Below are 26,990 nucleotides of genomic sequence, written 5' to 3'. Positions count from 1 at the left end.
CAGCCCAGCCACGCACTCAGACGGTTGTCAGACTGGCTGACTAGAATCGCTGCCGATGAGCTATCTCGATGTCGTGGCCGATGCGCTGTGGCCCACCCGACCCACCAGCTGGCGCGAGCTTCCCGCGCGCCTCATTCCGGTCTTCGGCAACATCGCCAAGCTCACCGCCGCGAGCGTCGCCGCCTATGCGATCACCCGCGAGGTCGTCGACGGCCCCATCGACCTCACCGCCGCGCTGACCGCAATGCTGGTGATGCAGGCCTCCGCGGCCCGGACCGTCAAGAAGGGCCTCTTGCGGGTGGTGGCCGTCGGCTCCGGCGTCAGCCTCGCCCTGGGAGCCACCTACCTGTTCGGGATGCACTGGTGGAGCTTGGCGCTGGTGGTCTCCTGCGCCCTGGTGCTCGCCAAGATCCTGCGGCTGGGCGACTCGGCGCTGGAGATGCCCATCTCAGCCATGCTCATCCTGGGACAGGGCACCGACGTGGCCGCCGAGACCCGTGTCGTCGCCACCTTGATCGGCGTCACCGTAGGAGTGCTGCTGCCCCTGGTGCTGCCGCCCTCCATCCCCTACCGTTCGGCAGCCTCGGCAGTGCGCAAGGTGGGCGCCGACCAGCGGGCTCTGCTCGTCAAGGCGGCCGACGCCATGGAGCAGGGCCCCATCACCCGTGCCCGCGTGGCCGATTGGAGTGACCGCGCCCGCACCCTGACGGGCAACATCGCCAATGCCCACGACCACGTCGTCAAGCTCACCGACGTGCGCAAGTACAATTCCCGAGCCATGGGACGTGCCGACATCGCGCCGATCCTCACCAGCGGCCTGCACACCCTGGAGAGCTGCCTGCTCAGCCTGCGCTGGATCTTCATGGCGATGGAGCGCGAGGTACCGGCACCGATGCACCCCTCATTGAGCAACGTGACCAGCCGCCAGCCCACCGTCGACGACCATGCCCAAGCAGCCCTCGCCGTGGTGCTGCGGCGCTTCGGTGAATGCCTGCAGTCCTTCGCCGCCATGGTGGAGGCGGAGGCCAATGGCAATGAGGAGAAGGCGCACGAGGCCTTCACCAAGAACTACCGGCGTCTTCGCGACGCACGATCCGACCTGTCCCTGCTGATGGACTTCCAGGACCCGGACTCCCCGCAGTGGCTGCTGCGCGGCGGTATCCTGCCGGCGCTGGACCAGGCACTGCAGCAGCTCGACATCGACTCCAGGGTCCGGGTGCGGGAACGCTGGAAGGCCTCGCAACTGGGACGCCGGCTGGAGAAGGGCCAGATCGGTCCTCGGACCAATCCCCTTGACCGGGCCCGCCATGCCCGCATGCTCGCCCGCCAGCTGCGGCGTCCGGCCCCGCCGCCAACCGAGGAGGACTTCCTCGACGACGACCGCGACACCCAGCCGATCCCGGTGGTCACCCCCGAGATACTGGCCGCCGAGCCCAGGCCGAGAAGGCGCCTGCGCAAGCATCGGCGCTGAAAATGCCGCTCTGGCGGCGCATGACACGTTCACATGCCATCCGTGGCCGTATGAGCCGCATTCCCAGCTGATGCCCCGGTTACTCGGCCTCGCGACGCACCAGGCGGAGCTCGTCGATGCCGTACTCGGGGCTCGGACGCACCGCGCCGTCGGCGACGAAGCCATTGCGTTCCAGGAAGCGGACCGCACGGTCGGCACCCTGCGGCACCCACGCATAGCAGGCCATGTCGCCGATGGTCATCTCGAGCAGCCGGCCCGCGGCGCCGCTGCCCTTCACCTCGTCGGCGAGGTGGATGCCGGCCAGCTCCAGGAGTACGGGGCCGTCCAGTTCGCGGCGCGGCACGGCATGGGCGACGCCCACCACGCGGCCGTCGCGCGAGTCCAGCAGCACCCAGAACCAGGTCCCCTCCTGGCTGGCGAGCGCCCACTCGTGCAGGCGAATCTCGACGAAGTCCTCGCTCGTGCGCTCCTGCAGCAGCTCGGCCGGGACCAGCGGGGCCAGTGACTCGCGCCAGGCGGTCTGCTCGGCCGCGACGGCCCCCTGCAGCTCGACGGGGTGCTCGGCGCGCTTGATGCGGTACGGGGTCTTCGGCATGGCCCTGACCCTAGCGAACAGGGCCGCGACCCGGCCCCACCCGGCAAGCCCACAGACGACAGCGGCCCCCTCACGAGGAGGGGGCCCGCCAGTTTGATCAGGATGGATCAGTCGAGGTAGTCGCGCAGCACCTGCGAGCGCGACGGGTGACGCAGCTTGCTCATCGTCTTGCTCTCGATCTGGCGGATGCGCTCACGGGTGACGCCGTAGACCTTGCCGATCTCGTCGAGCGTCTTGGGCTGGCCGTCGGTCAGGCCGAAGCGCATGCTGACCACGCCGGCCTCGCGCTCACTGAGGGTGTCGAGGACGTCGTGCAGCTGCTCCTGCAGCAGCGTGAAGTTCACCGCATCGGCGGGGACGATGGCCTCGGAGTCCTCGATCAGGTCACCGAACTCGCTGTCGCCGTCCTCGCCCAACGGCGTGTGCAGGCTGATCGGTTCGCGGCCGTACTTCTGCACCTCGACGACCTTCTCGGGGGTCATGTCGAGTTCCTTGGCCAGTTCCTCCGGCGTTGGTTCCCGACCGAGGTCCTGCAGCATCTGGCGCTGGACGCGGGCCAGCTTGTTGATGACCTCGACCATGTGCACCGGGATGCGGATGGTGCGGGCCTGGTCGGCCATGGCGCGGGTGATGGCCTGCTTGATCCACCAGGTGGCGTAGGTGGAGAACTTGTAGCCCTTGGAGTAGTCGAACTTCTCCACGGCGCGGATCAGGCCCAGGTTGCCCTCCTGGATCAGGTCCAGGAAGAGCATGCCGCGGCCGGTGTAGCGCTTGGCCAGCGAGACGACCAGTCGCAGGTTGGCCTCGAGCAGGTGGTTCTTGGCGCGCTTGCCATCGGCCGCGATCCACTCGTAGTCCTCGACCTCGGCCGGCTTCAGCTTGGCGCGAGCGTCGTCGTCACCGAGCTGCTCGTCGGCGAACAGCCCAGCCTCGATGCGCTTGGCCAGCTCGACCTCCATCTCGGCATTCAGCAAGGCGACCTTGCCGATCTGCTTCAGGTAGTCCTTGACGGGGTCGGCGGTGGCACCGGCCACCATGACCTGCTGCTCGGGCTCGTCGGTGTCGTCGGCATCGGAGACCACGAAGCCCTTGGACTCCTCGACGAGCTCCTTCTCCTCCTTGGCCGTCTCCTCCGGCTTGAACTCGGTCTCGTCGACGTCATCGAGGGTGCGCTTCTTGCCACCCACGGTCAGCACCACGTCGTCCCCGTCACGCTTGACCTCCACCTCAAGGCTCTCACCGGTCGCGGCGCCCGCAATCGTGACGGTCTCCTCGAGGGCGGCCTTCTTGGTGGCGCGCTTCGCGGTGGTCTTCTTGGCGGCTGTCTTGGCTGTGGTCCGCTTGGCTGTGGTCTTCGCGGCCGTCTTGCGGGCCGGGGCCTTGGCGGCAGGCGTGGCTGCCTCGTCGGCGGGTGCCTTCTTGGAAGAGGTGGGCGTCACAGAGGATCCTCTCGGGAGTCCGGCGTCCGTACCGCATCGGGCGGGTACGGATGTATGGACATGTTCAGGACGGGAGTGCCGACCAGCGCCGACCCCGACCCCATTTCAGGGCGTGCGAGGGCCGGTGAAAGTCAATAGCCTTCCCGCCGCCATTCTGGCACGCCTTCGACCTCCACCCAAACGAGCGTGCCAAGTAGGCTGCGGGCATGCCGACCTCCACTGCAGACTCCACCCACCACACGGAGCCCCAGCCGCCCGTTGCCGCCCGGCACCGCGTGGTGCGCAGCTTCCACGGCGACGAGCTCGTCGATGACTTCGAATGGCTGCGCGAGAAGGACTCCGCCGAGGTCATCGCCCACCTGGAGGCGGAGAACCGCTACACCGAGCAGGTGACTGCCCACCTGGAGGACCTGCGCCAGGAGATCTACGACGACATCTCGGCCCGGACCAAGCAGACCGACCTGGGCGTGCCCGCCCACGTCACGCACACCGTCGACGGCGCATCCCACGGCTGGTGGTACTACATGCGCACCGTCGAGGGTTGCGACTACCCGCTGCACTGCAGGGTCCCCGACGTCGACGGCACCCGCCCCGACCTTTCCGGCGAGGTGCCTGGCGAGCAGGTGCTGCTGGACGGCAATGTCGAGGCCGAGGGGCGTGACTTCTTCTCCGTCGGCGGCTTCTCGGTCTCCCCCGATGGCACCATGCTGGCCTGGAGCGTCGACCACCGCGGCGATGAGCGCTACCAGCTGTACGTGCGCGATCTGTCCACCGGCAGGGACTTCGGCCCCACCCACGAGGACCTGGCCCACGGCGTGTGCTGGGCAGGGAACCGGCACCTGGTCTACTCCCGCGTCGACGATGCCTGGCGTCCCTTCCAGGTGTGGTGCCACGAGCTGCAGACCGATCCCGAGCAGGACCGGCTGCTGTTGCAGGAGGACGACGAACGCTTCTGGCTGGGCGTGGACGAGTCACGGTCACGCGGCCACCTGGTCTTCGGGGCCAGCTCCAAGCTGACCAGTGAGTACTGGTTGCTGGCCGTCGGCGAGCTCGACCAGGCCCCTCGCAGCGTGGCCGGGCGCGCCGAGGGCGTCGACTACCAGGTGGAGGTGGCCGGCGACCGGTTGCTCGTGCTGCACAACCGAGACTTCGTCGACTACGAGCTGGCCACCGCACCGTTGCAGAGCTCCACGGCCGAGGACTGGCGTCCGGTGCTGCCCGGTACTCCCGGCGTGCGGTTGGAGTCGGTTGACGCCCACGCCGCCCATGCCGTGGTCAGTGCCCGGCGCGACGGGCTCAGCGCCGTGGCCGTGCTGCACCGCGAGGGCGAGGACTGGTCGGGGCCGCATTGGGTGGACTTCGATGAGCCCGTCCACGAGGTGGTCGCTCACTCCGAACCCGACTGGAATGCCACGACGGTCCGGTTGCGCTACACCAGCCTGGTGACCCCGCCCAGCGTCCTGGAGCTGGACCTCGCCAACGGCAATCTGGCCGAGCTCAAGCGCACGCAGGTGCTCCCGCACCCGGTGCACGGCCCCCACGATCCCGCCGACTACGTGACCGAGAGGCTGTGGGCCACCGCCGAGGACGGAACCCGGATCCCGATCAGCCTGGTGCGTCGCGCCGACGTGGTGGCCGACGGCACCGCGCCGTGCCTGCTCTACGGCTACGGCTCCTATGAGGTCAGCACCCCCCCGGCCTTCTCGATCAGCCGGCTCAGCCTGCTGCAGCGCGGCATCGTCTACGCCATCGCGCACGTGCGTGGCGGTGGCGAGATGGGGCGTCGCTGGTATGACGAGGGCAGCCAGCTGGCCAAGCCCAACACCTTCACCGATTTCGTCGCCTGCGCCCAGCACCTGGTGGACCAGGGCTGGACCAGCCCCGACCGCCTCGCCGCCCGCGGTGGAAGCGCCGGCGGACTGCTGGTGGGAGCCGTCACCAACCTCGCACCCGAGCTCTTTCGTGCAGTCCATGCCGCTGTGCCCTTCGTCGACCCGCTGACCAGCATCACGATGCCCGAGCTGCCGCTGACCGTGGTGGAGTGGGAGGAGTGGGGCAATCCGATCGACGACGCCAAGGTCTATGCCTGCATGAAGGGCTACAGCCCCTACGAGAACATCGCAAGCGGCCCCTATCCGGCGATCCTGGCCACCACCAGCCTCAACGACACCCGCGTGCTCTACGTCGAACCCGCCAAGTGGGTGGCGAGGCTGCGCGAACGGGTGCAGGCCAGGCCAGGCCACGAGATCTTGTTGCTCACCCAGATGAGCGCCGGCCACGGGGGCGTCAGCGGCAGGTACGGGTCCTGGCGCGAGGAGGCCTTCGAGCTGGCCTGGATCATCGACCAGATCTCCGGCCCGACGCGCTGAACCAGAGCCCCGGTCCCAGGGAGAACCCCGAGACCGGGGCTCTGGCGGGTACGACCACGGTCGCGGCTTGTCCGCTCACAGCATGATTTCCATGCACCGGAGCATTCCGTGGAAACTTTTTGGCCGCTCGTGCGTTGTGCTGGGTGAAGGACGGCGAAAGGTGGTTGGAATGGAATCTCGAGGACGAGTTCGCAGCATCGAGGGAATCGACGGCAAGGACTCCGTCGGTCTCTACCTCGAGTCGATCGCACGCACCCCCCTGCTCACGGCGGAGGACGAGGTGATGCTGGCACGCACCATCGAACTGGGGCTCTATGCCCAGGCCCTGCTCGACGGGACCGAGAAGACGAGGAAGAAGGTCACCACCGAGCAGCTGGAGCTGATGGCCGCCGAGGGCGAGGCCGCGATGCGTCGGTTCGTGCAGGCCAACCTGCGCCTGGTGGTCTCGGTGGCCCGCAAGTTCGGCCGCGCCCAGATGCCCCTGCTCGACCTGGTGCAGGAGGGCAATACCGGCCTGATCCGCGCGGTCGAGAAGTTCGACTACGCCAAGGGTTTCAAGTTCTCCACCTATGCCACCTGGTGGGTGCGCCAGGCGATCAGTCGTGGCATCGCCCAGCAGGGCCGCATCGTGCGCCTTCCGGTCCACGTCGCGGAGCAGGTCAACCAGGTCAATGCGGTGCGCCGCAACCTGGAGCGCCAGCTGGGCCGTGAGCCCGAGGTCCCCGAGATCGCCGAGGAGCTGGGCCTGACCGAGGAGCGCGTGGTGGACCTGATCCGCTACAGCCGTGAGCACGTCAGCCTGGATGCTCCCGTCGAGGAGTCGGGCGACACCTCCCTGGGTGACCTGATCGCCAAGGAAACCGCCCCAGGTCCGGACGAGATGGTACTGGACGCGGAGGACCGCCAGGCGCTCGAGGACATGTTGGAGGGGCTCGACGAGCGCTCCGCCGACGTGGTGCGTCGCCGCTACGGCCTGTCCGACGGCCGACAGGCCAAGCTCGCCGACATCGGCGCCGTCTGGGGCATCACCGCCGAGCGGGTGCGCCAGATCGAGCGCAATGCCCTGGCCCAGCTGCGCGAGGCCGCCTGAGACACCGGCCCAACGGCGACGGCCGCGTTCCCACCACGGGGGCGCGGCCGTCGCCGTCTGTGGGTGCGGCTCACTCGACGACGCGGATCAGGCCTTCCTGGCTGCAGGTGGCCACCAGCTTGCCGCCCTGCAGGATGCGTCCGGTGGAGAAGCCCAGCGCCTTGCTGGCCGACGGGGAGACCTGGTCGTAGAGCATCCACTCATCGGCACGCACGGGACGGTGGAACCACATCGAGTGGTCGATGGAGGCGATCTGCATCTTCGGGCCGCCGAAGACCACCTTGTGTGGCACCACGGAGACGCTCAGCAGCGTCATGTCCGACAGGTAGGCCAGCACGGCCTGGTGCAGCAGCGGGTCCGCGGGCAGGGCGCTGGTGGTGCGGACCCAGACCCGCAGGTGGGCACTGTGCGACTTCGCCTCGATGGCATTCGACATCCCCGAGTCCCCGGCGAAGCGGACCTCCAGGGCCTCCCACTCGTTGAGCATCGGCACGTCGCCGACCATGCGCGACATCACGTCACGCATGGTCGGGCAGTCCTCGGGAGCCGGCACATTGGCCGGCATCGGGTCGGAGTGGTCCAGGCCGGGCTCGTCGATGTGGAAACTGGCATTGAGCGCGAAGATGTTCTCGCCGTTCTGCCGGGCGACGACGCGTCGCACGCTGAGCGATCCGCCGTCGCGGATCTTCTCCACGTCGTAGATGATCGGCTTGTCGGGCCGGCCGCCCTTGAGGAAGTAGGCGTGCAGCGAGTGGCACATCCGCGACGGGTCCACCGTGCGGCCGGCTGCCACCAGCGCCTGGGCGAGCACCTGCCCACCGAAGGTGCGCTGCCAGTCGGTGACGGGTTGCTGGCCGCGGTAGAGGTCGTGCTCGATCTCCTCGAGCTGCAGCAACTGTACGAGTTCTTCGGTGTTCTGTGGCACCAGGCCAGTGTTCCACCGTTGACCGGGTCAGGCCACCAGCTCCACGCCGGCCAAGGCGATGCCGGCCACCCACGCGGTGGTGAGCAGACCCAACAGGAAGGGACGCGGGCCGACCTTGACCAGGCTGGAGACCTTCACCCCCAACCCCAGCGCGAACATCGCCGCCGCGAGCAGTGCCGTCTGCCCGGTCTTGATCGTCGGCAGCCATCCGGCGGGCACGACATGTGTGGAGGCCAGCAGGACCATGGCGACGAAGCCCACGACGAACAGCGGCACGACGGGCGGACGGCTGGCACCCTCCCCTGCGGGACGGGAACGTCGCATCCAGGCGCCGAGCGCCACGGCCACCGGTGCCAGCATCAGCACGCGAGCCAGCTTCACCACGACGGCCACCGTGAGCGCCTCCGGACCCAGCGCGGCACCCGCGGCGACCACCTGAGCCACCTCGTGGATCGAGGCCCCCGCCCACAGACCCGACGGCTGCACGCCCAGCCCGAACAGGCGGGCCAGCAACGGCACGATGGGAATCATGAGCGTGCCGTAGAGCACCACGAGGGCGATCGCCGTGGCCACCTCGTCATCGTCTGCGTCGACGACGCTGTTCACACCGGCGACTGCGGCAGCCCCGCAGATGGAGACGCCCGAGGCGATCAGCAGGCACTGGCTCCGCGCCATGCCCAGGGCCCTGCCCAGCGCGAGACTGCCAGTGATGCCGCCGACCACGACGGTGATGATGACGGCCACCATGCCGAGTCCGAGCTGGGCGATGTCCCCCAGCACCAGTTGCAGGCCCAGCAGCACGATGCCGATGCGCAGCAGGCGCCCGGCACTGCACTCGATGCCGGGCTGGAAGCGCGGCGGTGGCGTCACCAAATTGGTCACGGCCGCGCCCAACAGGATGGCCACCAGCAAGGCACTGAGCGTGGGGACGGCACGGTTGACCAGGACGGCGAGCGCGGCGCCCCCAGCACACAGCAACAGACCGGGCGCGAGTCGGGAAAGTTGGTTCATGCATCAATCCTCGCTAGCCGGACCACCTCACAGAAGACCTCGCTTGCCATGGGGTCATATCATCGACGCATGACCAGATGGCCGGAGCTGGCAGTGCTGGACCTTTTGGCGGCGACGGCCCGCACAGGGAGCCTGACCTCGGCCGCCCGCGAACTGGGCATCGCCCAGCCCAATGCCAGCCGCTCCGTCGCCCGCCTTGAGCGGCGCCTCGGCCTCACCCTGCTGGTGCGTACCCACAGCGGGTCGACACTCAGCGAGGCCGGTCAGCAGCTGGTGGAACTCGGCGCACCCCTGCTGGAGCAGGCCCACACCTTCCTCGATGGTGCGCAGGCGCTGGCGAGCCAGGCCTCCCGCCAGATGGAGTTCGCCGCCAGCCAGACCATCGCCGAGTACCTGGCGCCCGGTTGGCTCGCTCACCTGCACCAGTTGGACCCCCACGCGGGCTGGCACATGCGGGTCACCAATTCCCGCACCGTGATCGCCCAGGTGCTCACCCACCAGGTGCCCGTGGGCTTCATCGAGACCCCAGACCTGCCACACGGCATCACCTCCCGCACCGTGCGCACGGACCGGCTGTGTGTCGTCGTGGCCCCGAACCACCCATGGGCGCGCCGTCGCCGTCCACTGACCCTCCCGGAACTGGCCAGCACCTCGCTGGTCGTGCGGGAGATGGGATCGGGCACCCGGGAGACCTTGGATGCGGCGCTGGCCAGCCCGGACGCCGCCAGTCCGAGGCTGGTGCTGAGCAGCAACCAGGCCGTTCTGGGCGCCTGCGCCGCCGGGGCCGGGCCGGCAGTCCTCAGCGAGCTGGCGGTGCGCGGTGCCGTCGACCAGGGGCGGGTGCGACGGGTGGACCTCGACGAGCCCGACGTGCTGGCCCGTCAGCTGAGGGCGATCTGGATCGGCCGCTTCCCCGAGCCCCTGGCCCGCGAACTCGTGCGGATCGCGGCCGAGAACTCGCGCTGACCGGGCCGGGCCGGCAGCTCAGCCGGCATCGGCCATCGCCTTGCGGATCCGCTTGGGTGAGACGCTGACGGCGGTGCGCAGCTGCTGTGCGAACTGCTGGATGCGGTACTCCTCGATCAGGAAGCCGACCTGCTCCACCGCGGCCGGCAGGCGGCCCGGCGGCTGCTTGGCGCACAGGGCCGCATACTCGGCCTCCAGCTGGTCCACCAGGTCGGCTGACTGCTGGTCGCGACGGGGACTCGCGGCGGCTGCCGCGAGTCGCACGGTAATGCCCTGGACGTACCGGGGCAGGCGCGGATACCAAGGGTCGGGCGTGGCGCTGATGAAATTGGTGAAGACCAGGTTCTCCAGCTGCGCCGTGACGTCCTCACGCACCTGGCCGGCCGGGAAGGAGTCGATCGCCAGCCTGGCGGAGGTCTGCTGGCGAAGCGTCTCGGCGGCGGTGGCCACCACCGTGCGCATCGCATCGGCCTGCTCCTGGCGCACGAACAGCGCCATCTGCTCGTAGCGGGCCTGGTCGCGCACCTGCTCCAACCCGATCCCCTGCTGCGCCGCCCACTGGCGGGCGAGCTCCCCGGCGGCCTTGAGCCGGGCATCTGCCAGCAGCGCCGGGACGCTGGCATAGGGCGAGTTGCCCAGGGCCAGCTTGTCGGCATTGCCCAGGTGGCTCACCACCCACTTGGTCGGGTCGGGCAGGGTGAGCACCAGCAGGCGCCGAAGACCCAGCTCGTGGCTCTGGCGCGCGGCCTCGACGGTGTCGAGCACCACCACCCCGACGCTCGAGCCCTCGTCGCGCAAGGCCGGGTAGCCGACGGCCCTCGTGCCGTTGCGCTCCACGCTGAGCGTCTGGTCGATGCTGCCCATCGTCCAGCTGGTGGCACCGGTGACCGCCTTCTTGGCCGAGGCCCGGGTCAGGGTCTGGCTCACCTTGCGGGCCAGGTCCTGGCGCAGGTCGGCGAAGTTCTTGCTGCGCCTCGTCTCGCGTCCCTTCTCGGTGATCCGGAAGGCCACCTGCAGGTGGTCGGGCACGGCGTCGGGATTCCAGGTGTCCGCATCCACCGTGACGCTGGTGATCTGGCGCAGCGCCCGGCCCAGCTCGTCACAGAAGCGCCTGGTGTGGTCGGGGCCCTCGCCGAACTTCCGGGCCTGCTCCAGCCAGTCCAGCGCTGCCCGGGCATGGTTGGGGGCCGGGACGAAACTGGTGCGCACGCTCTTGGGCAGGGCGCGGATCAGCTCGGTGGCCAGCTCGGCGCGAAGGCCCGGCACCTGCCAGCTGAAGGGCTCGGCCGAGAGCTGGTTGAGCTGCTCCAGCGGGATCTGCACCGAGACGCCGTCATGGCCGGATCCCGGGTCGAAGACGTAGTCGACGGGTAGGGTGATCGTGGCGCCGGTGTTGGTGGGCACGCTCCAGTGGTCGGGAAAGTCGCCCGCGTCCACCTCCTCGGCCTGGGGCGCCAGCAGGTCGTCGAGCTGCATCTCCAGCAGGTGCTTGTTCTCGCTGCGGCGCAGCCACTGGTCCAGGGCGTGCACGCCGGTGACCTCGGCGGGCAGGCGGGCGGCGTAGAAGTCGAAGAGCTGCTGGTCGTCGACGGTGATGTCGCGACGGCGGCTGCGCTGCTCCAGGTCCTCGGCCTGCTCGCGCACCTTCTGGTTGTGGTGGAAGAAGTGGTGGCGCGTGCGCAGCTCGCCCTCCACCAGGGCCTTGCGGATGAAGATCTCGCGCGCCTCGTCGGGGTTGATCCGCTCGTAGCTGACCAGCTTGTCGGCCACGATCGGCACGCCGTACAGCATCACCTTCTCGTAGGCCACCACCGCGCCCGCGCTGGTGGACCAGTGCGGTTCGGAGTGGGTGCGCTTGAGGACGTGGCCGGCCACCTGCTCCACCTGGTCGGCGGTGATCGCCGCGACAGTGCGGGCCCACAGCCGGCTGGTCTCCACCAGCTCGACGGCCATCACCAGGGGCGGCGGGTTCTTGGCCAGGGCGGATCCGGGCTGGATCGCGAAACGGGCACCCCGTGCGCCCAGGTACTCGCGCGGGCCGGGACGGCGCCGCTTGCCATTGCGGTCCTTCTTCGGCTGGTCGGCCTCACGGACATCGGCCAGTCCGACGTGGCCGAGCAGGCCCGAGAGCACCGCGGTGAGCACCGCCTCGTCGGAGGCCTCGGCCTGGTTGCGCTGCAGCCCGATCTCCTTGCTGATCTCGCGCAGCTGGGTGTGCAGGTCCTCCCATTCGCGCACCCGCAGGAAGTTGATGAACTCGTCGCGGCACATCCGACGAAAGGCATTGCCGCTCAGGGCCCGGCGCTGCTGGCGCAGATAGGCCCACAGCCGCAGCATCGCGATGATGTCGCCGCCCGAATCGGGAGCGCCCGCTCCCCCAGCCGACGGGTCGGTGTTGGTGTGGGCCGTGTGGCGCAGCGGTTGCCCGTCGGCATCCCGGCGCGGCTCGGAGGCGGCCTTGGTGGGAACCCCGCTCCAGAAGCGCCGGTGCAGCTGGTCGGCCTGTTCGCGCTTCTCGGCGGGGCGCTCCCGCACGTCGGGGATGGCCAGTCCGGCGACGACCACCTGCACCTCGCGCACGCAGCCCAGTCGTTCGGCCTCCACCAGCATCCGGCCCAGGCGCGGATCGAGGGGGATGCGGGCCAGACGGTGCCCGATACGGGTCAGGCGCGGGTGGGAGTGCTTGCCGGGCTTGAGCGCGCCCAGTTCGTCGAGCAGGCGCAGACCGTCGGTGATCTGGCTGCGGTCGGGGGCCTCGACGAAGGGGAAGGAGCCGATGTCGCCCAGGCCCGCCTCGGCCATCTGCAGGATGACGCTGGCCAGGTTGGTGCGCAGGATCTCCGGCTCGGTGAACTCCGGCCGGGCCAGGTAGTCCTCCTCGCTGTAGAGCCGGATGCAGATGCCTGGCGCCACGCGGCCGCAGCGGCCGGCGCGCTGGTTGGCGCTGGCCTGGCTGACCGGCTCGATGGGCAGCCGCTGCACCTTGGTGCGCGCCGAGTAGCGCGAGATGCGGGCCGTGCCCGGGTCGATGACATAGCGGATGCCGGGAACGGTGATGGAGGTCTCGGCCACATTGGTGGCCAGCACGACGCGCCGCCCGGTGTGTGCGGTGAAGACGCGGTGCTGCTCGGCCGAGGACAGGCGGGCGTAGAGCGGCAGCACCTCGGTCTGGGGCAGCTTGAGTGCGTTGACGGCCTCGGCGGCGTCGCGGATCTCGCGCTCCCCCGACAGGAAGACCAGGATGTCGCCGGTGCCCTCCTTGGCCAGCTCGGTGACCGCCTGCGCGATACCGTCCACCTGGTCCTGGCTGTCGCCGTCGGCGCCGTCGCCCTCCAGCGGACGGTAGCGCATCTCCACCGGATAGGTGCGTCCACTCACCTCGATGACGGGGGCGGGATTGCCTGCACGGTCGCTGAAGTGCTCGGCGAAGCGAGCCGTGTCGATGGTGGCCGAGGTGATGACCACCTTCAGCTCGGGGCGCCGGGGCAGCAGCTGCTTGAGGTAGCCCAGCAGGAAGTCGATGTTGAGGCTGCGCTCGTGGGCCTCGTCGATGATGATCGTGTCGTACTTGTTCAGGTCACGGTCGTGGGTGATCTCGGCCAGCAGCACCCCGTCAGTCATCACCTTGACGCGGGTGTCCTTGGAGGCCTTGCGGGTGAAACGCACCTGGTATCCGACCAGGTCGCCCAGGGCAACGTCGCACTCCTCGGCGATGCGTTCGGCCACGGTCCGGGCGGCGATGCGGCGCGGCTGGGTGTGGGCGATGCGCTCGCGTCCCAGTCGTAGGCAGATCTTGGGAAGCTGGGTGGTCTTGCCCGAGCCGGTCTCGCCGGCGACGACCACCACCTGGTGGCGCTCGATCAGGTCGGCGATCTCGTCGGCGTGCTCCGCGATCGGCAGGGCAGGATCGAAGTCGAGGCGAGCGACGGGTGTGGTGGTGGACTCAGTCATGGCCGTCCCAGCCTAGGCCCCCACACAAGTGGGGGGCCGACTCGACGAGCCGCGGGTCCCGCCTCCAACAGCGGTCACGGCAGGTGGTGCCGCAATGGCGATGGGTCCGGCGGCAGCTGCCGCCGGACCCATCGGGCGTCCCCGGCGCTCAATCGTGGCTCTCCGGGGCTTGCCGGCGGCTCGGGAACTCCCCCGAATCCCCTGCTCGCCATGTCGCCTGGGCCGTCTCCCCACGGCCCAACTGACGACTCAATCCTTGCCCTTCAGAGGGGTCCAAAGCAAGCCAATTCTGAACGGTTGCTGAATTCTTCCCACGTCACGAAGGGTTCGCGGACACCATGCCTAGCTGTACTGCCCGGGGACGTTGGTCAATCGTGAGAACGGCGGCTGGTTGCCGCAGGCGGTGTGGGGTCTGTGGTGGTTGTAGTAGTGGAGCCAGCCGTCGAGCTCCCCGCGGCGTTCGGTCTCGCTCGTGTAGTAGCGGGCGTAGGCCCAGCCGTCGGCGAGGGTGCGGTGGAATCTCTCGATCTTGCCGTTGGTCTACGGCCGGTACGGTCGGGTCCGCTTGTGCCTGATGCCCAAGTCTGCGCAGGTGTCGCGCCACAGGTGGGACCGGTAGGCGCCGCCGTTGTCGGACAGGACCCGCTCGACGGTGACACCGCGGGCGTTGAACCACTCCACGGCCCGGACGAGGACTGCGGTGGCGGTGAGGGCGGTTTCGTCGTCATGGATCTCGGCGTAGGCCACGCGGGAGTGATCGTCGATGACGGTGTGGACGTAGGCCTTGCCCATCAGGGGGTCTCGCCACTTGTTGCGAGGCTTGCCAAGTGTGCCGGCCCGGTTCTTCTCGCCTTGTTGTCGGCCGACGTAGCGCCAGCCCCCGCCGTCGGGGATGTTGCCGAGCTTCTTGACGTCGACGTGCAGCATCGCACCAGGATGGTCGTGCTCGTAGCGTCGGACGGGCTCCCCGGTGGCGCGGTCGACGTGCGACAGCCGGTTCAGGTGCGCGTCGGCCAGGATCCGGTGGACCGTGAATGGCGCGATCCCCGGCCGACACGCGAGTTGCACCGGCCCCTCGCGCAGGCGCAGCCGGAGCTGGATGCAGCGCTTGGTCGTGGCCTGGTTGGTCTTGGTGGGCGAGCGGTGCGGGCGGGAGGAGCGGTCTTGCATGGATTGGCCAACCCGGTAGCGGTCGGCCCAGCGTTTCACGGTGGGCCAGGAGACTTGAAAGCGGGCGGCGACCTCGCTGATCGGCCAGCCCTGGTCGACCACGAGCTGGCCGACGATCACGCGGTGGCGTGGTGTGAGGGCGGCATTGGGGTGTGACATGGGATTGCTCCTGTGGCATGGCAACGGCGCTGGATCCCAGGGATCCAGCGCCGTGCGGTTTAAGGTCGGTCAGCCTCGAGCGGTGGCGATGATGTCGCCCCGGCGAGGGTGTGGGAGCTGATGGTGAATCCGATCATTGCCGGGCTGGCGTTCGCGGCGACGGAGAGCTTGTCAGTGTCCAGTGCCGTGACGGTCAGGTAGTAGTGGTGCGGCTGGTCGCCCTTGTGTGGTGCGGCGCCGAGGTAGCGGGCCATGCCGGCGTCATTTGTTGCCTGGACGCTGCTCTTGGGCAGGGTCGTGGACTTGAGTGCCCCGGCGCCTGCGGGGAGGGTATGCGTGGTGGCTGGGATGTCGTAGACGACCCAGTGCTAGAAGCCCGACCCAGTGGGTGCGTCGGCGTCGTTCATGGTCACGACGTAGCTCTTGGTCTTCGCGGGCCCTGCGGTCCAGCTCAATTGGGGCGACTGGTCCTGGCCGTTCGGGACCCCGAACAGACCCGACAACTGCGGCGTCGCGAACTGCTGCCCGTCATGGACTGAGGTGCTGGTGACCGCCAGGCGTGGAACTGCGGGCAGCTTCGCGTAGGGATTGGTCGTCGCAGCATCCGCAGCGCTCGCCGTGCTGGGGTTCGTGGACTGCGAGGGCGGAGCGCTTGGCGTGGTGCTTGTGCTGCAGGCACTGAGTGTGACCGCGGCGGCCATGACGCACGCCACGGTGATGCTGGTCGTCGCTCTGCTCATCGGTGTGCCTTCTGAGCCACGAGTTCGCCGTGGGGCAGGAAGAACCAGGCGTCCGGATCGGAACCCCACCTGCGCCAGTCGTCGGCGATCTGCTGCAGCGCGGACTGGTCGACTCCGTCGGCGGTCGCGCGCTGGGCGAAGTTTGAGGTCAGCACGCGGTCGGCTAGGGAGTTGCCCCACCAAGTGGCCGCCTCGGGCGTCGCGTAGGTCCAGGTGGACGAGCCGGACATCACCACCTCCAGGTCGGCCGCGTTGGCCCAAGCACGCAGGCGCCGCCCAGCGTCGGGTTCTCCGCCGCCCTGGCGGGCGGTGCGGCAGTAGGTGTCACGCCACTGGCCCAGGCCGGGTAGTTCGGGGAACCATGCCATGGCGCCATAGTCGGCATCCCGGACAGCGATGAAACCGTCCGGTGCGCAGTAGCTCTGCATCGCCTGCAGGGCAGCGACCGGGTCGCTGAGGTGCTGCAGGACCTGGTGGGCGTGAACGACGTCGAACGACCCCGGCTCCACGTGCAGGTCGAAGAGGTCTCCGACGACGAAGGTCGTGGTCTGGTCCCCCCGAGCCTGGGCGGCCTGCTGTGCCGCGGCAATCGCCTCGGTGGAGAAGTCTACTCCCAGCACCGGGGCGCCAACGCGCTCTGCGAGGTCGAGAGTGATCGAGCCAGGCCCGCAGCCCAGATCGAGGATCCGCATGCCAGGGCGGAGGCGGTCCAGGAAGTACGCGCAGCTGTTCTCCGCGGTCCTGGCTGCGTGCGAGGCCAAGACGCTGGGCTGATACCCGTGGCTGTACTGCGCCGGGCCCATGTCTGAGATGGAAGTCATGCCCACAGGCTAGATTTGGGAATCTCGCATAATGAAATACATGTCTCATATATCAAGAAAGCGACTCGGCTGTTCGCTGGATCGCTGCGAGGGCATCGAGCACGCCATCCAGCCTTTCGGGAGGCACCGCACCACGCAGCGCGGCCTCCAAGGCAACCACTCGCTCATCAGCAAGACCAAGGCTGGCGCGGCCACGGTTCGTCAGGGTCAGTACGCGCGACCGTCCTCCATAGGGCGAGCGCTCGATTGCGACGAAACCCCCATCCACAAGTCGTATCACGGTCTGACTCATAGCCTGCTGGCTCACCTCACACGCGACCGCGAGCTGCGTGGCAGTCGCCCTGTCAACTCGGTCCAGCGTGAGCAGGGCGCTGTACTGGGCCTTCGTGAGGCCACTGTCCTGAATGACACGATCCTTCGCCGCCTGACTCGCCTCCGAGGCATGACGAAGACGAGTCAGAAGTCGATCCATCGGGTCCATGATCTGAGACTAAAACAAGGAGTTGTGATAACACAATCGGCGGTTTCAACGGATCAACGTCCCCGGTCAGTACACCTGATATGGGTGCAGGTTTTGTCAATAGGGCAGGACGAGGCGCCACCGGGCTGGATGCCGGGTGGCGCCTCATCTTTTGTTGACCCGAAGTGGTGTTGACGAGGGGTTTCGCGTGTCTGTCGACGGCGATGTCAGTCTGATATTCGCGGGTTAGTTACCGCAGGACGGTGCTTTCGGCTCGGAACGTCACGCGTGTCTAGCGTCGAGCGTCGCCGGCATCGTTGATGACGGCTGCTCATAGGTGTATCGCGGGTCGTCCCGGTCGCTGCGTCGCTCCTGGTCTTCCGGTCTCCGGGCCAAGTTTGTGAGTCCTCGAAGGGCTATTCCTCGAGGACGGCCAGGGACCAGCACCAGCCCGCGAGTTCGCGGGCGATCGCCGCGTTGGCGACGTTGTTGGCCTTCTTGCGCTTCTTGAACTGGATCCAGCGATGGTTCAGCCGTCGGTTGCCCAGGTCACCGCGGGCCCTCGCGGCTGGGGAGGCGAGGTCCCAGCGGTCGCGGATCGTCTTGCCGGGGACGTAGCGGTGTTGGTGGTGCCAGGCGGCCTCGACCAGCAGCCGGCGCGCGTGCCCGTTGCCGGTCTTCGTGATCGGGCCCAGCGAGCGTGACTGACCGGAGGAGTTCTCCGACGGAACCAAACCCAGGTAGGAGCCGATCGAGTTGCCGTTGAACCTGCTCCAGTCACCGATCTCGACCGCCAACCCGAACCCGGTCAACGTCGAGATCCCCCGCAGGCAGCCAAGCCGTCGAATCGTGTCGGTCCAGGGACTGTCGGCGGCCATGGTCTCGATGCGTTCATCGAGACGATCACGGCGCGCCGTGATCGTGACAACACTGTCGTAGGCCTCATCGAACGCGGCCTGGACCAACGGCAAGTCGAACCGTTGCCGTCGCAACCAGGCATCATGGGCGCCGACCCACGCCTGCCCGCCGGAGTAGACGATCCCATGGCGCAGCAGCAGTTTCGACAAGCGGTGTCTGGCGCGCATCAGATCCGAACGGCAGTCCTCGCGGGCCCTGACGAGGTCGCGGGCCGCTTCGGTGAGCTCGTCCGGGACCGTCACCGCAGTGAACGCGTCCAGCCGCAGCAGGGTCGAGAGGTGTTCCGCGTCGATCGCGTCGGTCTTCACCCTCGATCCCGAAGGTCGTTGCAGTTTTGATGGGGCCGCGACGACCGTTCGGATATCGTTGCCCTGCAGGGTTCGAGCCAGGCCGTAACCCGTCGGGCCGGCTTCGTAGATCGCCGCCGAGGGTCCGGGCAGGGTCTTGATCCAGGCCGTCACTTCTGCGGGGTCGGGGCAGAGTCGGGCTTTGAAGATTTCTCCGGTCTGGGTGTCCATCGCATGCGCCACCACGCTGCGGGCATGCACGTCCAGGCCAACACTCGTACGCTCGGTAAACAACCGGGGCCTCCCACGTATGTCGGAAAGGCCAGACAGGCCGCCCCTGTCCGGCAACCCACGAATCGTTGCGCGGCGAGGCCCCGGCCTACCAGAGCCTCACCCCGAAACGGGGTCACCCATACCGTCTAGCGGACCAGGGCGACGGGAGCCTGGGCGTGCGCGAGCACGGCCCGCATCACACCCCCCAGGTGGATGCCCAACAGCTTCGGCTTCTGCACCCCCAGCACGAGCAGGTCCACCTGCGAGGAGACGTCGACCAGGACGTCGACCGGCGATCCGTGGACGACCGTCAGCTCCACCTCGACCGAGGGATGTGCCTCGCGCAGAGGCGCGAGGATCCGTTCGATCTCCCGGCGGGCGACCTCGCGCACCTGCTGGTCCTCGCTCCCGGCCGCGCCGGGGAGGACGTGCACCACCTCGAGCAGGGCGCCGCGCTGGCCCGCCTCGCGAAAGGCCCACTCGAGGGTGGCTGGCGAGTGGCTCTGGGCGTCGACGGCCACCGCGACGCGCTGGAGTCCTCCGGTGGGCTGCGGGGTCGCGGCCTGCGAGACCACCACCAGGGGGCAGTGGGAGGCATCGGCCAGTGCGACGCTCGTGGAGCCGATGAACATCCGCTCCAGGCCGCTGACCGAACGCCGGCCCACCACCATCAGGGCGGCCTGCTCGCTCATCCGGCTCAGGACTGCGGCAGCATTGCCGAGCACCACCTCGCTGTCGATCCGCTCCCGCGGCAGTCCCAGCTCGACGGCCGCCTCCATGGCGGTCCCATTGGCCTGGGCGCCTGCCTCCTCGAGGGCACGCGGGTCGTAGACGACGCCCCAGGCGCCGGCCAGCACGGCATCGTCGACGGCGTGCACCAGGTGCAGCGCGCCGTCCATCACCAGCGCGGCGCGCGCGCCGTAGCGCACGGCCCGCAACCCGTCCTCGGAGCCGTCGACCCCGACCAGGATGCGTGGCACGCCCGTCCGGGCGGAGTCCTTGTCACTGGATGGGTAGCCTGCGGTGCTCATCGCTCATCCTTTCTCAACGCCCCATCCGGGCTGAGGGGGCACTTCCATCCTCGCACCGGACGCCCACCGGCGGCCGGTGCGGGCTCAGGGCCGCGAGACGGCCCGGCCCTGTACCTGGTCGATGCTGATCGCCCGCACCACGTCGCGGTCGCCCGGCACATAGGGCAGGGGGGCCAGGAACTCGGGCGAGAGCAGTTCCTCCGAGACGTCGACCAGGCGCCCACGCACCAGTACGCTCCAGCCATTGGCTGCCTCCTGGTCCACGTGGTCCACCTCGAAGGCCACGTCGATGCCTTCCGGCAGCTCGGCCAGCTGGGTGTGTGCAGCGGTGCGGACGACCACCAGGTTGCCGTCCTGGGTGTAGGCCAGCGGCAGCACCGTGATGCCGTCGGGCCCGATGAAGCCCAACCGCCCCACGTGTGCCTCGCCCAGCAGCGTGCGGCACTCGTCCTGGTCGAGAACCTCGAAATGTCCCTCGAACATCGAAACTCCTTCGTCGGCGGCCCGGGCAGGGCCGTTCGCTCCCGAGCCTAGCGAAGCCGATCCTTGTACAGGTGGGACACCCGCCGTGTGGTCGGGCCATTGATTCCAAGCATCACGATCACCAGGCATCAGGATCACCAGGCACCAGGATCAGCCGAGCACCAGGGCCATCACCATGATGCTGGGAATCGAGCCGATGGAGGTGATGAAGACCACGTCACGGGCCAGCACCACCGACTGCTGGTAGCGCACCGCGTGGTTGAAGATGTTCTGCGCGGTGGGCAGTCCCGCCAGCACCACCACGGCCAGGGTCGTCGTCCGGTCCAGCCCGGCCAGCTGCGCCAGGAGCAGGGCCAGCGCCGGCTGCAGCAACAGCTTCATGACGCTCAACACGACGGTCTCGGTGAACAGCGGTCCCCTGCCGGGCAGCGGCCCCAGGCGTAGCGAGACCCCGAAGGCCACCAGCATGGTGGGCACGGCCAGCCCGCCCAGCATCTCGAGCGGCTGTCGTGCCAGGGCGGGAATTGTCCAGCCCAGCAGGTTGATCGCCAGGCCGGCAAGGACGCCCACGGTCATCGGGTTGCGCAACGGCAGGGTGAGGTTGCGGCGGCGCGAGGAGGCCTTGCCGTCGCGGCGCGCGGCGTCCACGTCGAGCAAGGCCAGGCCGAGCGGTTGCAGCACCGCCACCTGCACCAGCAACAGCGGCGCGATCCAGGTGATGTCGTGCAGGACGTAGGCGGCGATCGGCAGGCCCATGTTGCCGGCATTGACGTAGCAGGAGCAGAAGACCGCGATCACCCGGTGGCCCAGGCCGTGGCGCTGGCCGTCGGCTCCCCGCAACCAGGACAGCTCCAGCAGCAGGCACAGCAGGCCGGTCAGGACGGTGGCCACGATGCTGACGGCCAGGTTGCGGGCGAAGATGCGGCCCAGGTCGGCGGTGGACATCATCGTCACCATCAGCGCCGGGGAACCCGCGTAGAAGCTGAGCTTGCTCAGCACCAGCTGCGAGGAGTTGTCCAGGATGCGCCAGTGGGCCATCACCCAGCCGACCGCCACCACCGCCCAGATGGTGATGAAGCCGACCAGGACGCCCATGGACCACAGCCTAGGGCTTGCCCTCTGTGACGGGGGTGGCGTCCCGGATGGCCGTGGCGCTTCGCTGTTGGGCGAAAGACTCTTCCTGGAGGGGGAAAGGGTGCTTCTCTGGGTTCCATGAAGATGTCCAAGGAGCTCGAAGCCCAGTTCAACGCCCAGATCACCCACGAGTTCGAGGCCTCGACCGTCTACCGCCAGCTGGCGATCGAGGTCGACGCCCAGGACCTGCCCGGCATGGCCACTTGGCTGCGCCACCAGGCCGACGAGGAGATCGTCCACGCCAACAAGTTCATCGACCACCTGCTCGACCGGGACAACCACCCCGAGATCGGCACCGTGCCCGCGCCCAACGTCGAGAAGGGCCTCAGCGCCCTGGACGCCTTCAAGGCGGCTCTGGAGCATGAGCAGAAGGTCTCGGAGTCGATCCGCGCGCTCTATCGGGCCGCCGAGGAGGCCGGCGACCTGGACTCGCGTCCCCTGCTCAACTGGTTCCTCAGCGAGCAGATCGAGGAGGAGTCGACCGTCAGTGAGATCATGGGCCGCATCGAGCTCACCGGTCACGACGGCCCCGGCCTGCTGCGCCTCGACGAGGACCTCGCGCAGCGCCCGGTGGCCACCACCGAGCCCAGCGAGGGCTGATCAAGCCGGCCCCATAGGGACATGGGGCCCAGACGAAACCGAGGGCGACCCCCAGCAGGTGCTGGGGGTCGCCCTCGTCATGTCTGCCGCCGGGTGGGTCCGCTGCCGGACCCACCCGCGGGCAGGATCAGCTGCAGCCGCTGGTGGAACCGCAGCCCTCGCACACATAGCAGGAGCCGCTCGGGCGCATCTTGGTGCCGCAGGTCATGCACAGCGGCGCGTCGATGGCGTGCCCGGTCAGGCCCTCCATCATCTCCGTGGTGGTGTGGGCGCTGCCCACGGTCTCCTGCTCCACCTTCGGGCTGGCCTGGATCAGCGAGGGCTGGTTGGCGCCCCGCTCGTCGAAGCGCAGGTCGTCGGCGGCATCATTCTTCAGCGACTCGGACTCGGGCATCTCGGCCTCCTCCTCCTCGCTCAGGTAGGAGCCGGTCTCCACATAGCGGGCGCGCTCTGCGGAGGTGTAGATGCCCAGCTCGCTGCGCTCGTCGAAGCTCAGGTAGTCCAGCGCCAGGCGACGGAAGATGTAGTCCATGATCGACTGGGCGATGCGGATGTCCGGGTCGTCGGTCATGCCGGCCGGCTCGAACTTCTGGTTGGTGAACTTCTGCACATAGGTCTCCAGCGGCACCCCGTACTGCAGGGCGATGGAGATCGCGATCGAGAAGGCATCCATCACGCCGGCCAGGGTGGAGCCCTGCTTGCCGAGCTTGAGGAAGACCTCGCCCAGCTCGCCGTTCTCGTACTGGCTGGAGGTCATGTAGCCCTCGGCGCCGGCCACGGTGAAGCTGGTGGTGCGGCCCATGCGGCTCTTGGGCAGGCGGCGGCGACGCGGACGGTACTCGATGCGCACCTCGGGCTCGGCAGCGGCGGGCGCGGCGGCCTGCTTGGCCTCGGCATCCTTGCTGCCGGCGTCCTTCTTGCCGTCGCTGAGCGGCTGGCCCACCTTGCAGTTGTCGCGGTAGACGGCCAGCGCCTTCAGCCCGAGCTTCCAGCCCTGCATGTAGACGTCGGCGATCTCCTCGACCGTGGCACTCTCGGGCAGGTTGACCGTCTTGGAGATGGCACCCGACAGGAAGGGCTGCACGGCAGCCATCATGCGCACGTGACCCATGGGCGCGATGGCGCGGGCACCCATGGCGCAGTCGAAGACTTCGTAGTGCTCCTGCTTCAGGCCGGGGGCGTCGATGACGTGGCCGTGGTCTGCGATGAAGGAGACGATGGCCTCCGCCTCGTCGGCTGCGTAGCCCAGGTTCTTCAGGGCACGCGGCACGGTCTGGTTGACGATCTGCATGGAGCCGCCGCCGACCAGCTTCTTGAACTTGACCAGGCTGAAGTCAGGCTCCACGCCGGTGGTGTCGCAGTCCATCATGAAGCCGATGGTGCCGGTGGGGGCCAGCACCGAGGCCTGGGCATTGCGGTAGCCGTTGGTGGCGCCCAGGGCGACGACCTGCTCCCACTCCTTGCCCGCGGCCTCGGCCACGACGCTGTCATTGGTGTGCATCGGGCTCAGCGCCTCGGAGGCGGCCTGGTGCTGGCGCATCACGTTCTGGTGCGCCTCGGCGTTTTCGGCGTAGCCGGCATAGGGGCCGACGACGGCGGCGAGCTCGGCGCTGCGACGGTAGGAGGTGCCGGTCATCAGCGAGGTGATGGCGGCGGCCAGCTTGCGGCCACCCTCGGAGTCGTAGCCCAGGCCCAGCGCCATCAGCAGGGCGCCCAGGTTGGCGTAACCGATGCCGAGCTGGCGGAAGTTGCGGGTGGTCTCGCCGATCGACTCGGTCGGGAAGTCGGCGAAGCAGATGCTGATGTCCATCGCGGTGATGATCAACTCGACGGCCTTGGTGAAGCGCTCGGCGTCGAAGACGTCGTCGGCGCCCAGGAACTTGAGCAGGTTGAGGCTGGCCAGGTTGCAGGAGGAGTTGTCCAGGCTCATGTACTCGCTGCACGGGTTCGACGCGGTGATCGGGCCGGTGACCGGGTTGGTGTGCCAGGCATTGATCGTGTCGTTGTACTGGATGCCGGGGTCGGCGCACTCCCAGGCGGCCTTGGCCATCTTCTGGAAGAGCTCGCGGGCGTTGACCTCCTCGATGACGCGACCGTCGCTGCGGGCGGTCAGGGCGAAGAGGCCGTCGTTCTCGACGGCGGTCATGAAGTCGTCGCTGACGCGCACCGAGTTGTTGGCGTTCTGGTACTGGACGCTGGTGATGTCCTTGCCGCCCAGGTCCATGTCGAAGCCGGCATCGCGCAGGGCGCGGATCTTGTCCTCCTCGCGCGCCTTGGTCTCGATGAACTCCTCGATGTCGGGGTGGTCGACGTCGAGCACGACCATCTTGGCGGCGCGACGGGTGGCGCCACCGGACTTGATGGTGCCGGCCGAGGCGTCGGCGCCGCGCATGAAGGAGACCGGGCCCGAGGCGGTGCCGCCGGAGCTCAGCAGCTCCTTGCTGGAACGGATGCGGGACAGGTTGAGGCCGGCGCCGGAGCCGCCCTTGAAGATGAAGCCCTCCTCCTTGTACCAGTTCAGAATGGAGTCCATCGAGTCGTCGACGCTCAGGATGAAGCAGGCGCTGACCTGCTGCGGGCTCGAGGTGCCGACGTTGAACCAGACGGGCGAGTTGAAGCTGAAGTACTGGTGCAGCAGCATCCAGCACAGCTCCTCCTCGAAGACCTGCGCGTCCTTCTCGGTGGCGAAGTAGCCGTGCTCCAGGCCTGCCTTGGAGTAGGTCTTCACGACGCGGTCGATGAGCTGCTTCAGGCCGGTCTCGCGCTGCTCGGTGCCCAGGGCGCCACGGAAGTACTTGGTGGTGACGATGGTGGAGGCGTTGAGGCTCCAGAAGTCGGGGAACTCGACGCCGTTCTGCTCGAAGACGGTCTCGCCGGTCTTCCAGTTGGTCTGCACGACGTCGCGCTTCTCCCAGCTCACCTCGTCATAGGGGTGGGTGCCCTCGGTGGAGAAGACGCGCTCGATGGTCAGGCCGGTGGCCTTCTTGTTGGCCGGCTGGCGACGCGCCGTCCTGCTGGTGTCGGTCATGCTCTTCCTTCTCCTTGGGGGTTTTGTTCCATGTGGCGGCTGGCCGATGCGACGGCCAGCGGGGTTCTTGGGTGGTGTTCAGGCCGGGTCGGGCGCTGGAGCGGAGCTGCGCAGGCGCGCGATCTCGGCCTCGAAGTCCTCGACTCCCTGGTAGTGCTGGTAGACGCTGGCGAAGCGCAGGTAGGCCACCTGGTCGAGTTCGCGCAGCGGCTCGAGGATGGCCACGCCCACCTCGTCGGTGGGGATCTCGCCCTGCCCGCTGGCGCGCAGGGTCTCCTCGACGCGCTGGCCCAGGCGGGCGAGGTCGGCCTCGCTGACCGGGCGACCCTTGCAGGCCTTGCGGACGCCGTTGACCACCTTCTCGCGGTTGAACGGCTCGCTGACCCCGGACTTCTTCAGCACCGAGAGCTGGACCTGTTCGATCGTGGTGAAGCGTCGCTCGCAGGCGGGGCACTGGCGGCGCCTGCGGATGCTGCAGCCGTCGTCGGCGGCCCGGGAGTCGAGCACGCGTGAATCGCCGTTGCGGCAGAAGGGGCAGTGCATGGCCGGGCCTCCGTTCGGGTCAGGGCACGCCGCACCGAGGGCAGCCAGGAGCCCTGCCCATGGGCATGCGTGAGGGGTCGATTGTGGAAGGACATGTGGACACGGTGTGGACAAGTTGTCCCTTGAACCACAATCTGTGGGTCTGACCACCATCCGCAACCACTAGATATGGACAACCGTAGGTCTCCGGCTGCCGAGAATCAAACTGGACACGCCGCCATCCTCATGCCTGTCCGGGGTGGGCGAATCAGCCCAGATTGCGGACCACGGTGAAGACCAGCAGGGGCGCCGCGGACCACAGCAGTACCCGGTCGAGGGTGATCGGGGCCCACCGGCGCAATGGCCTGGGGGCGGGGCCGCCGAGGGCCTCGATCGTCCAGGCGGCCACGCAGACGGCCAGCAGCAGCCCCGCCAGGATGGCGACCGGATTGGACGCCCAGGCGTGGCCGAATTCGCCGTGCAGCAGGTGGATCCCCGCGGTGGTGGCGCCACAGACCGGGCACAGCAGACCAGTGGCGGCACGCAGGGGACACGGCAACCCGCGACCCCAGACCGCGACCAGGAGGCCTTGGGCCAGGCAGAAGCCACCCAGTGCGGCGGTACGCCGCAGGGCATCGCGGGCATCGAAGACACGATCAGTCTCCACCGGCGACACCCAGTCATGACTCATGCCCACCATCCTCCCCTACTGAAGATTGACCAGACTCGCGCCACTGGCCACCGTTGGACCGGTCGAGCACCTAGCATCGTCTGCGACAGAGTCCTGGAACTTCCCCGGACCCCCGGACCCGACGAGTGGAGAAGACCGTGACCAACCCACCCACCAACCCCTGGCAGCAAGGCCAGCCGGAGATGAATCCCCCGGCCGATTCCCTGGGCCAGCCTGCCGCCGACCCCTACGGCCAGCCCGCGGCCAATGCCTACGGCCAGCCCGCAGCCGATCCCTACGGCCAGGCCTACCCGGCCTACGGCCAGCCGGCAGGCCGTACGGCCAACCTCGCCGGATGGTTCAAGCGCGTCGGCAGCCACGTCATCGACTGGCTTCCCTACACAATCCTGAACCGGATCGCTGACCCCATGGTTGGTGGGTACGACCCGATGACCCAGACGGATCGGGTTGGCACCAACCCGACCCTCGGATGGCTCCTGATGGTGCTGGGCTTGGTCTGGTTCCTCTACAACATGGTCTACCGCGACGGCAAGACCGGCCACTCCATCGGTCGTCAACTGCTGGGCACCAAGCTAGTCAGCGAGGCCGACGGCCAGCCAATCGGCATGGGCAAGGCGCTGCTGCGACAGATCTGCCACATCCTCGACACGATCGTCTGCCTCCTGGGTTACCTGTGGCCGCTGTGGGACGCCAAGAAGCAGACCTTCGCCGACAAGATCATGAAGACGGTCGTCATCGACGAGCGCTGACCCGGCTCGGCGACGTCGTCGCTGCACCACCACACGAGGGCCCCGGCAGTTGTTGGGCCCTCGTCGCGTCCTGTCGCCACTCGAGCCCACGGGCCGCCGTCGGCGAC

General features: G+C 68.5%; 20 protein-coding genes and 2 pseudogenes. 6 read left to right on the top strand and 16 right to left on the bottom strand.

The window, feature by feature from the left end:
- Positions 1–55 precede the first annotated feature (55 nt).
- Complete coding sequence (locus tag ACYVKA_RS11020; protein WP_460705406.1) at positions 56–1,471, top strand: FUSC family protein; 1,416 nt, start codon at positions 56–58, stop codon at positions 1,469–1,471.
- A 79-nt stretch (positions 1,472–1,550) separates the two neighbouring features.
- Here the strand turns inward: ACYVKA_RS11020 and ACYVKA_RS11015 are convergent, their stop codons facing one another.
- Both ACYVKA_RS11015 and ACYVKA_RS11010 read right to left on the bottom strand, forming a co-directional pair.
- Positions 1,551–2,066, bottom strand: a complete 516-nt coding sequence (locus tag ACYVKA_RS11015; protein WP_460705404.1) for a GNAT family N-acetyltransferase — start codon at positions 2,064–2,066, stop codon at positions 1,551–1,553.
- Between the two features lie 107 nt (positions 2,067–2,173).
- Positions 2,174–3,505 (bottom strand): RNA polymerase sigma factor, encoded by a 1,332-nt coding sequence (locus tag ACYVKA_RS11010; protein WP_460705402.1) that lies wholly within the window; start codon positions 3,503–3,505, stop codon positions 2,174–2,176.
- Positions 3,506–3,711: 206 nt separating this feature from the next.
- Here ACYVKA_RS11010 and ACYVKA_RS11005 point away from each other — a divergent pair, with 206 nt between their 5' ends.
- Both ACYVKA_RS11005 and ACYVKA_RS11000 read left to right on the top strand, forming a co-directional pair.
- Positions 3,712–5,874 carry a S9 family peptidase gene (locus ACYVKA_RS11005; RefSeq protein ID WP_460705400.1) on the top strand — a complete coding sequence of 721 codons (2,163 nt, stop codon included), beginning with the start codon at positions 3,712–3,714 and terminating at the stop codon, positions 5,872–5,874.
- A gap of 169 nt (positions 5,875–6,043) precedes the next feature.
- Positions 6,044–6,964 carry a sigma-70 family RNA polymerase sigma factor gene (locus ACYVKA_RS11000; protein WP_394277375.1) on the top strand — a complete coding sequence of 307 codons (921 nt, stop codon included), beginning with the start codon at positions 6,044–6,046 and terminating at the stop codon, positions 6,962–6,964.
- Between the two features lie 70 nt (positions 6,965–7,034).
- On the opposite strand, the gene ACYVKA_RS10995 is transcribed toward ACYVKA_RS11000, so the two are convergent.
- Together ACYVKA_RS10995 and ACYVKA_RS10990 are read right to left on the bottom strand one after the other, a co-directional pair.
- Positions 7,035–7,889 carry an acyl-CoA thioesterase gene (locus ACYVKA_RS10995; protein ID WP_460705398.1) on the bottom strand — a complete coding sequence of 285 codons (855 nt, stop codon included), beginning with the start codon at positions 7,887–7,889 and terminating at the stop codon, positions 7,035–7,037.
- A gap of 27 nt (positions 7,890–7,916) precedes the next feature.
- On the bottom strand, positions 7,917–8,900 hold the full coding sequence (locus ACYVKA_RS10990; protein ID WP_460705396.1) for a YeiH family protein: 984 nt from the start codon (positions 8,898–8,900) through the stop codon (positions 7,917–7,919).
- 69 nt (positions 8,901–8,969) lie between these two features.
- Between ACYVKA_RS10990 and ACYVKA_RS10985 the strand changes: the two genes are divergently transcribed.
- Positions 8,970–9,866: a LysR family transcriptional regulator gene (locus ACYVKA_RS10985; RefSeq protein ID WP_460705394.1), complete on the top strand. Its 897-nt coding sequence runs from the start codon at positions 8,970–8,972 to the stop codon at positions 9,864–9,866.
- Between the two features lie 18 nt (positions 9,867–9,884).
- On the opposite strand, the gene hrpA is transcribed toward ACYVKA_RS10985, so the two are convergent.
- The 9 genes and pseudogenes from hrpA to ACYVKA_RS10940 all read right to left on the bottom strand — a co-directional run bounded on the left by hrpA (position 9,885) and on the right by ACYVKA_RS10940 (position 21,254).
- Positions 9,885–13,817, bottom strand: coding sequence for an ATP-dependent RNA helicase HrpA (gene hrpA / locus ACYVKA_RS10980; RefSeq protein WP_460705393.1), 3,933 nt, complete (start codon positions 13,815–13,817; stop codon positions 9,885–9,887).
- A gap of 342 nt (positions 13,818–14,159) precedes the next feature.
- Positions 14,160–15,146 (bottom strand): annotated as a pseudogene (locus tag ACYVKA_RS10975) (IS481 family transposase).
- A 59-nt stretch (positions 15,147–15,205) separates the two neighbouring features.
- Positions 15,206–15,847 (bottom strand): annotated as a pseudogene (locus ACYVKA_RS10970) (YbhB/YbcL family Raf kinase inhibitor-like protein).
- 35 nt (positions 15,848–15,882) lie between these two features.
- Positions 15,883–16,707 carry a methyltransferase domain-containing protein gene (locus tag ACYVKA_RS10965; RefSeq protein WP_460705391.1) on the bottom strand — a complete coding sequence of 275 codons (825 nt, stop codon included), beginning with the start codon at positions 16,705–16,707 and terminating at the stop codon, positions 15,883–15,885.
- 52 nt (positions 16,708–16,759) lie between these two features.
- The gene (locus ACYVKA_RS10960; RefSeq protein ID WP_460705388.1) at positions 16,760–17,188 is read right to left on the bottom strand and encodes a MarR family winged helix-turn-helix transcriptional regulator; all 429 of its coding nucleotides are present in this window, start codon (positions 17,186–17,188) and stop codon (positions 16,760–16,762) included.
- A 395-nt stretch (positions 17,189–17,583) separates the two neighbouring features.
- Positions 17,584–18,633 carry an IS110 family RNA-guided transposase gene (locus ACYVKA_RS10955; RefSeq protein ID WP_460705474.1) on the bottom strand — a complete coding sequence of 350 codons (1,050 nt, stop codon included), beginning with the start codon at positions 18,631–18,633 and terminating at the stop codon, positions 17,584–17,586.
- Between the two features lie 158 nt (positions 18,634–18,791).
- Entirely contained in the window at positions 18,792–19,676 is an 885-nt protein-coding gene (locus ACYVKA_RS10950) for a universal stress protein (protein WP_460705386.1), read from the bottom strand.
- 84 nt (positions 19,677–19,760) lie between these two features.
- A complete protein-coding gene (locus ACYVKA_RS10945; protein ID WP_460705384.1) occupies positions 19,761–20,159 on the bottom strand; it encodes a pyridoxamine 5'-phosphate oxidase family protein in 399 nt (132 codons plus the stop codon).
- A 150-nt stretch (positions 20,160–20,309) separates the two neighbouring features.
- Positions 20,310–21,254, bottom strand: coding sequence for an AEC family transporter (locus ACYVKA_RS10940; RefSeq protein WP_394277393.1), 945 nt, complete (start codon positions 21,252–21,254; stop codon positions 20,310–20,312).
- Between the two features lie 117 nt (positions 21,255–21,371).
- Here ACYVKA_RS10940 and ACYVKA_RS10935 point away from each other — a divergent pair, with 117 nt between their 5' ends.
- Positions 21,372–21,893, top strand: a complete 522-nt coding sequence (locus ACYVKA_RS10935) for a ferritin (protein WP_460705382.1) — start codon at positions 21,372–21,374, stop codon at positions 21,891–21,893.
- A 127-nt stretch (positions 21,894–22,020) separates the two neighbouring features.
- Here ACYVKA_RS10935 and ACYVKA_RS10930 read toward each other — a convergent pair whose 3' ends face one another.
- From ACYVKA_RS10930 to ACYVKA_RS10920, 3 genes are all read right to left on the bottom strand, one after another.
- Positions 22,021–24,921: a vitamin B12-dependent ribonucleotide reductase gene (locus ACYVKA_RS10930; RefSeq protein WP_460705380.1), complete on the bottom strand. Its 2,901-nt coding sequence runs from the start codon at positions 24,919–24,921 to the stop codon at positions 22,021–22,023.
- A gap of 78 nt (positions 24,922–24,999) precedes the next feature.
- Positions 25,000–25,464 carry a transcriptional regulator NrdR gene (gene nrdR, locus ACYVKA_RS10925; protein WP_460705378.1) on the bottom strand — a complete coding sequence of 155 codons (465 nt, stop codon included), beginning with the start codon at positions 25,462–25,464 and terminating at the stop codon, positions 25,000–25,002.
- Between the two features lie 247 nt (positions 25,465–25,711).
- On the bottom strand, positions 25,712–26,134 hold the full coding sequence (locus tag ACYVKA_RS10920; protein WP_460705376.1) for a DUF2752 domain-containing protein: 423 nt from the start codon (positions 26,132–26,134) through the stop codon (positions 25,712–25,714).
- Positions 26,135–26,271: 137 nt separating this feature from the next.
- Here ACYVKA_RS10920 and ACYVKA_RS10915 point away from each other — a divergent pair, with 137 nt between their 5' ends.
- Positions 26,272–26,883 carry an RDD family protein gene (locus ACYVKA_RS10915; protein WP_460705374.1) on the top strand — a complete coding sequence of 204 codons (612 nt, stop codon included), beginning with the start codon at positions 26,272–26,274 and terminating at the stop codon, positions 26,881–26,883.
- Positions 26,884–26,990 lie beyond the last annotated feature (107 nt).

It is taken from the genome of Luteococcus sediminum, assembly GCF_054783495.1.
The sequence above is the reverse complement of the archived record's forward strand: the minus strand, read 5'-3'. Positions and strand labels throughout refer to the sequence as shown.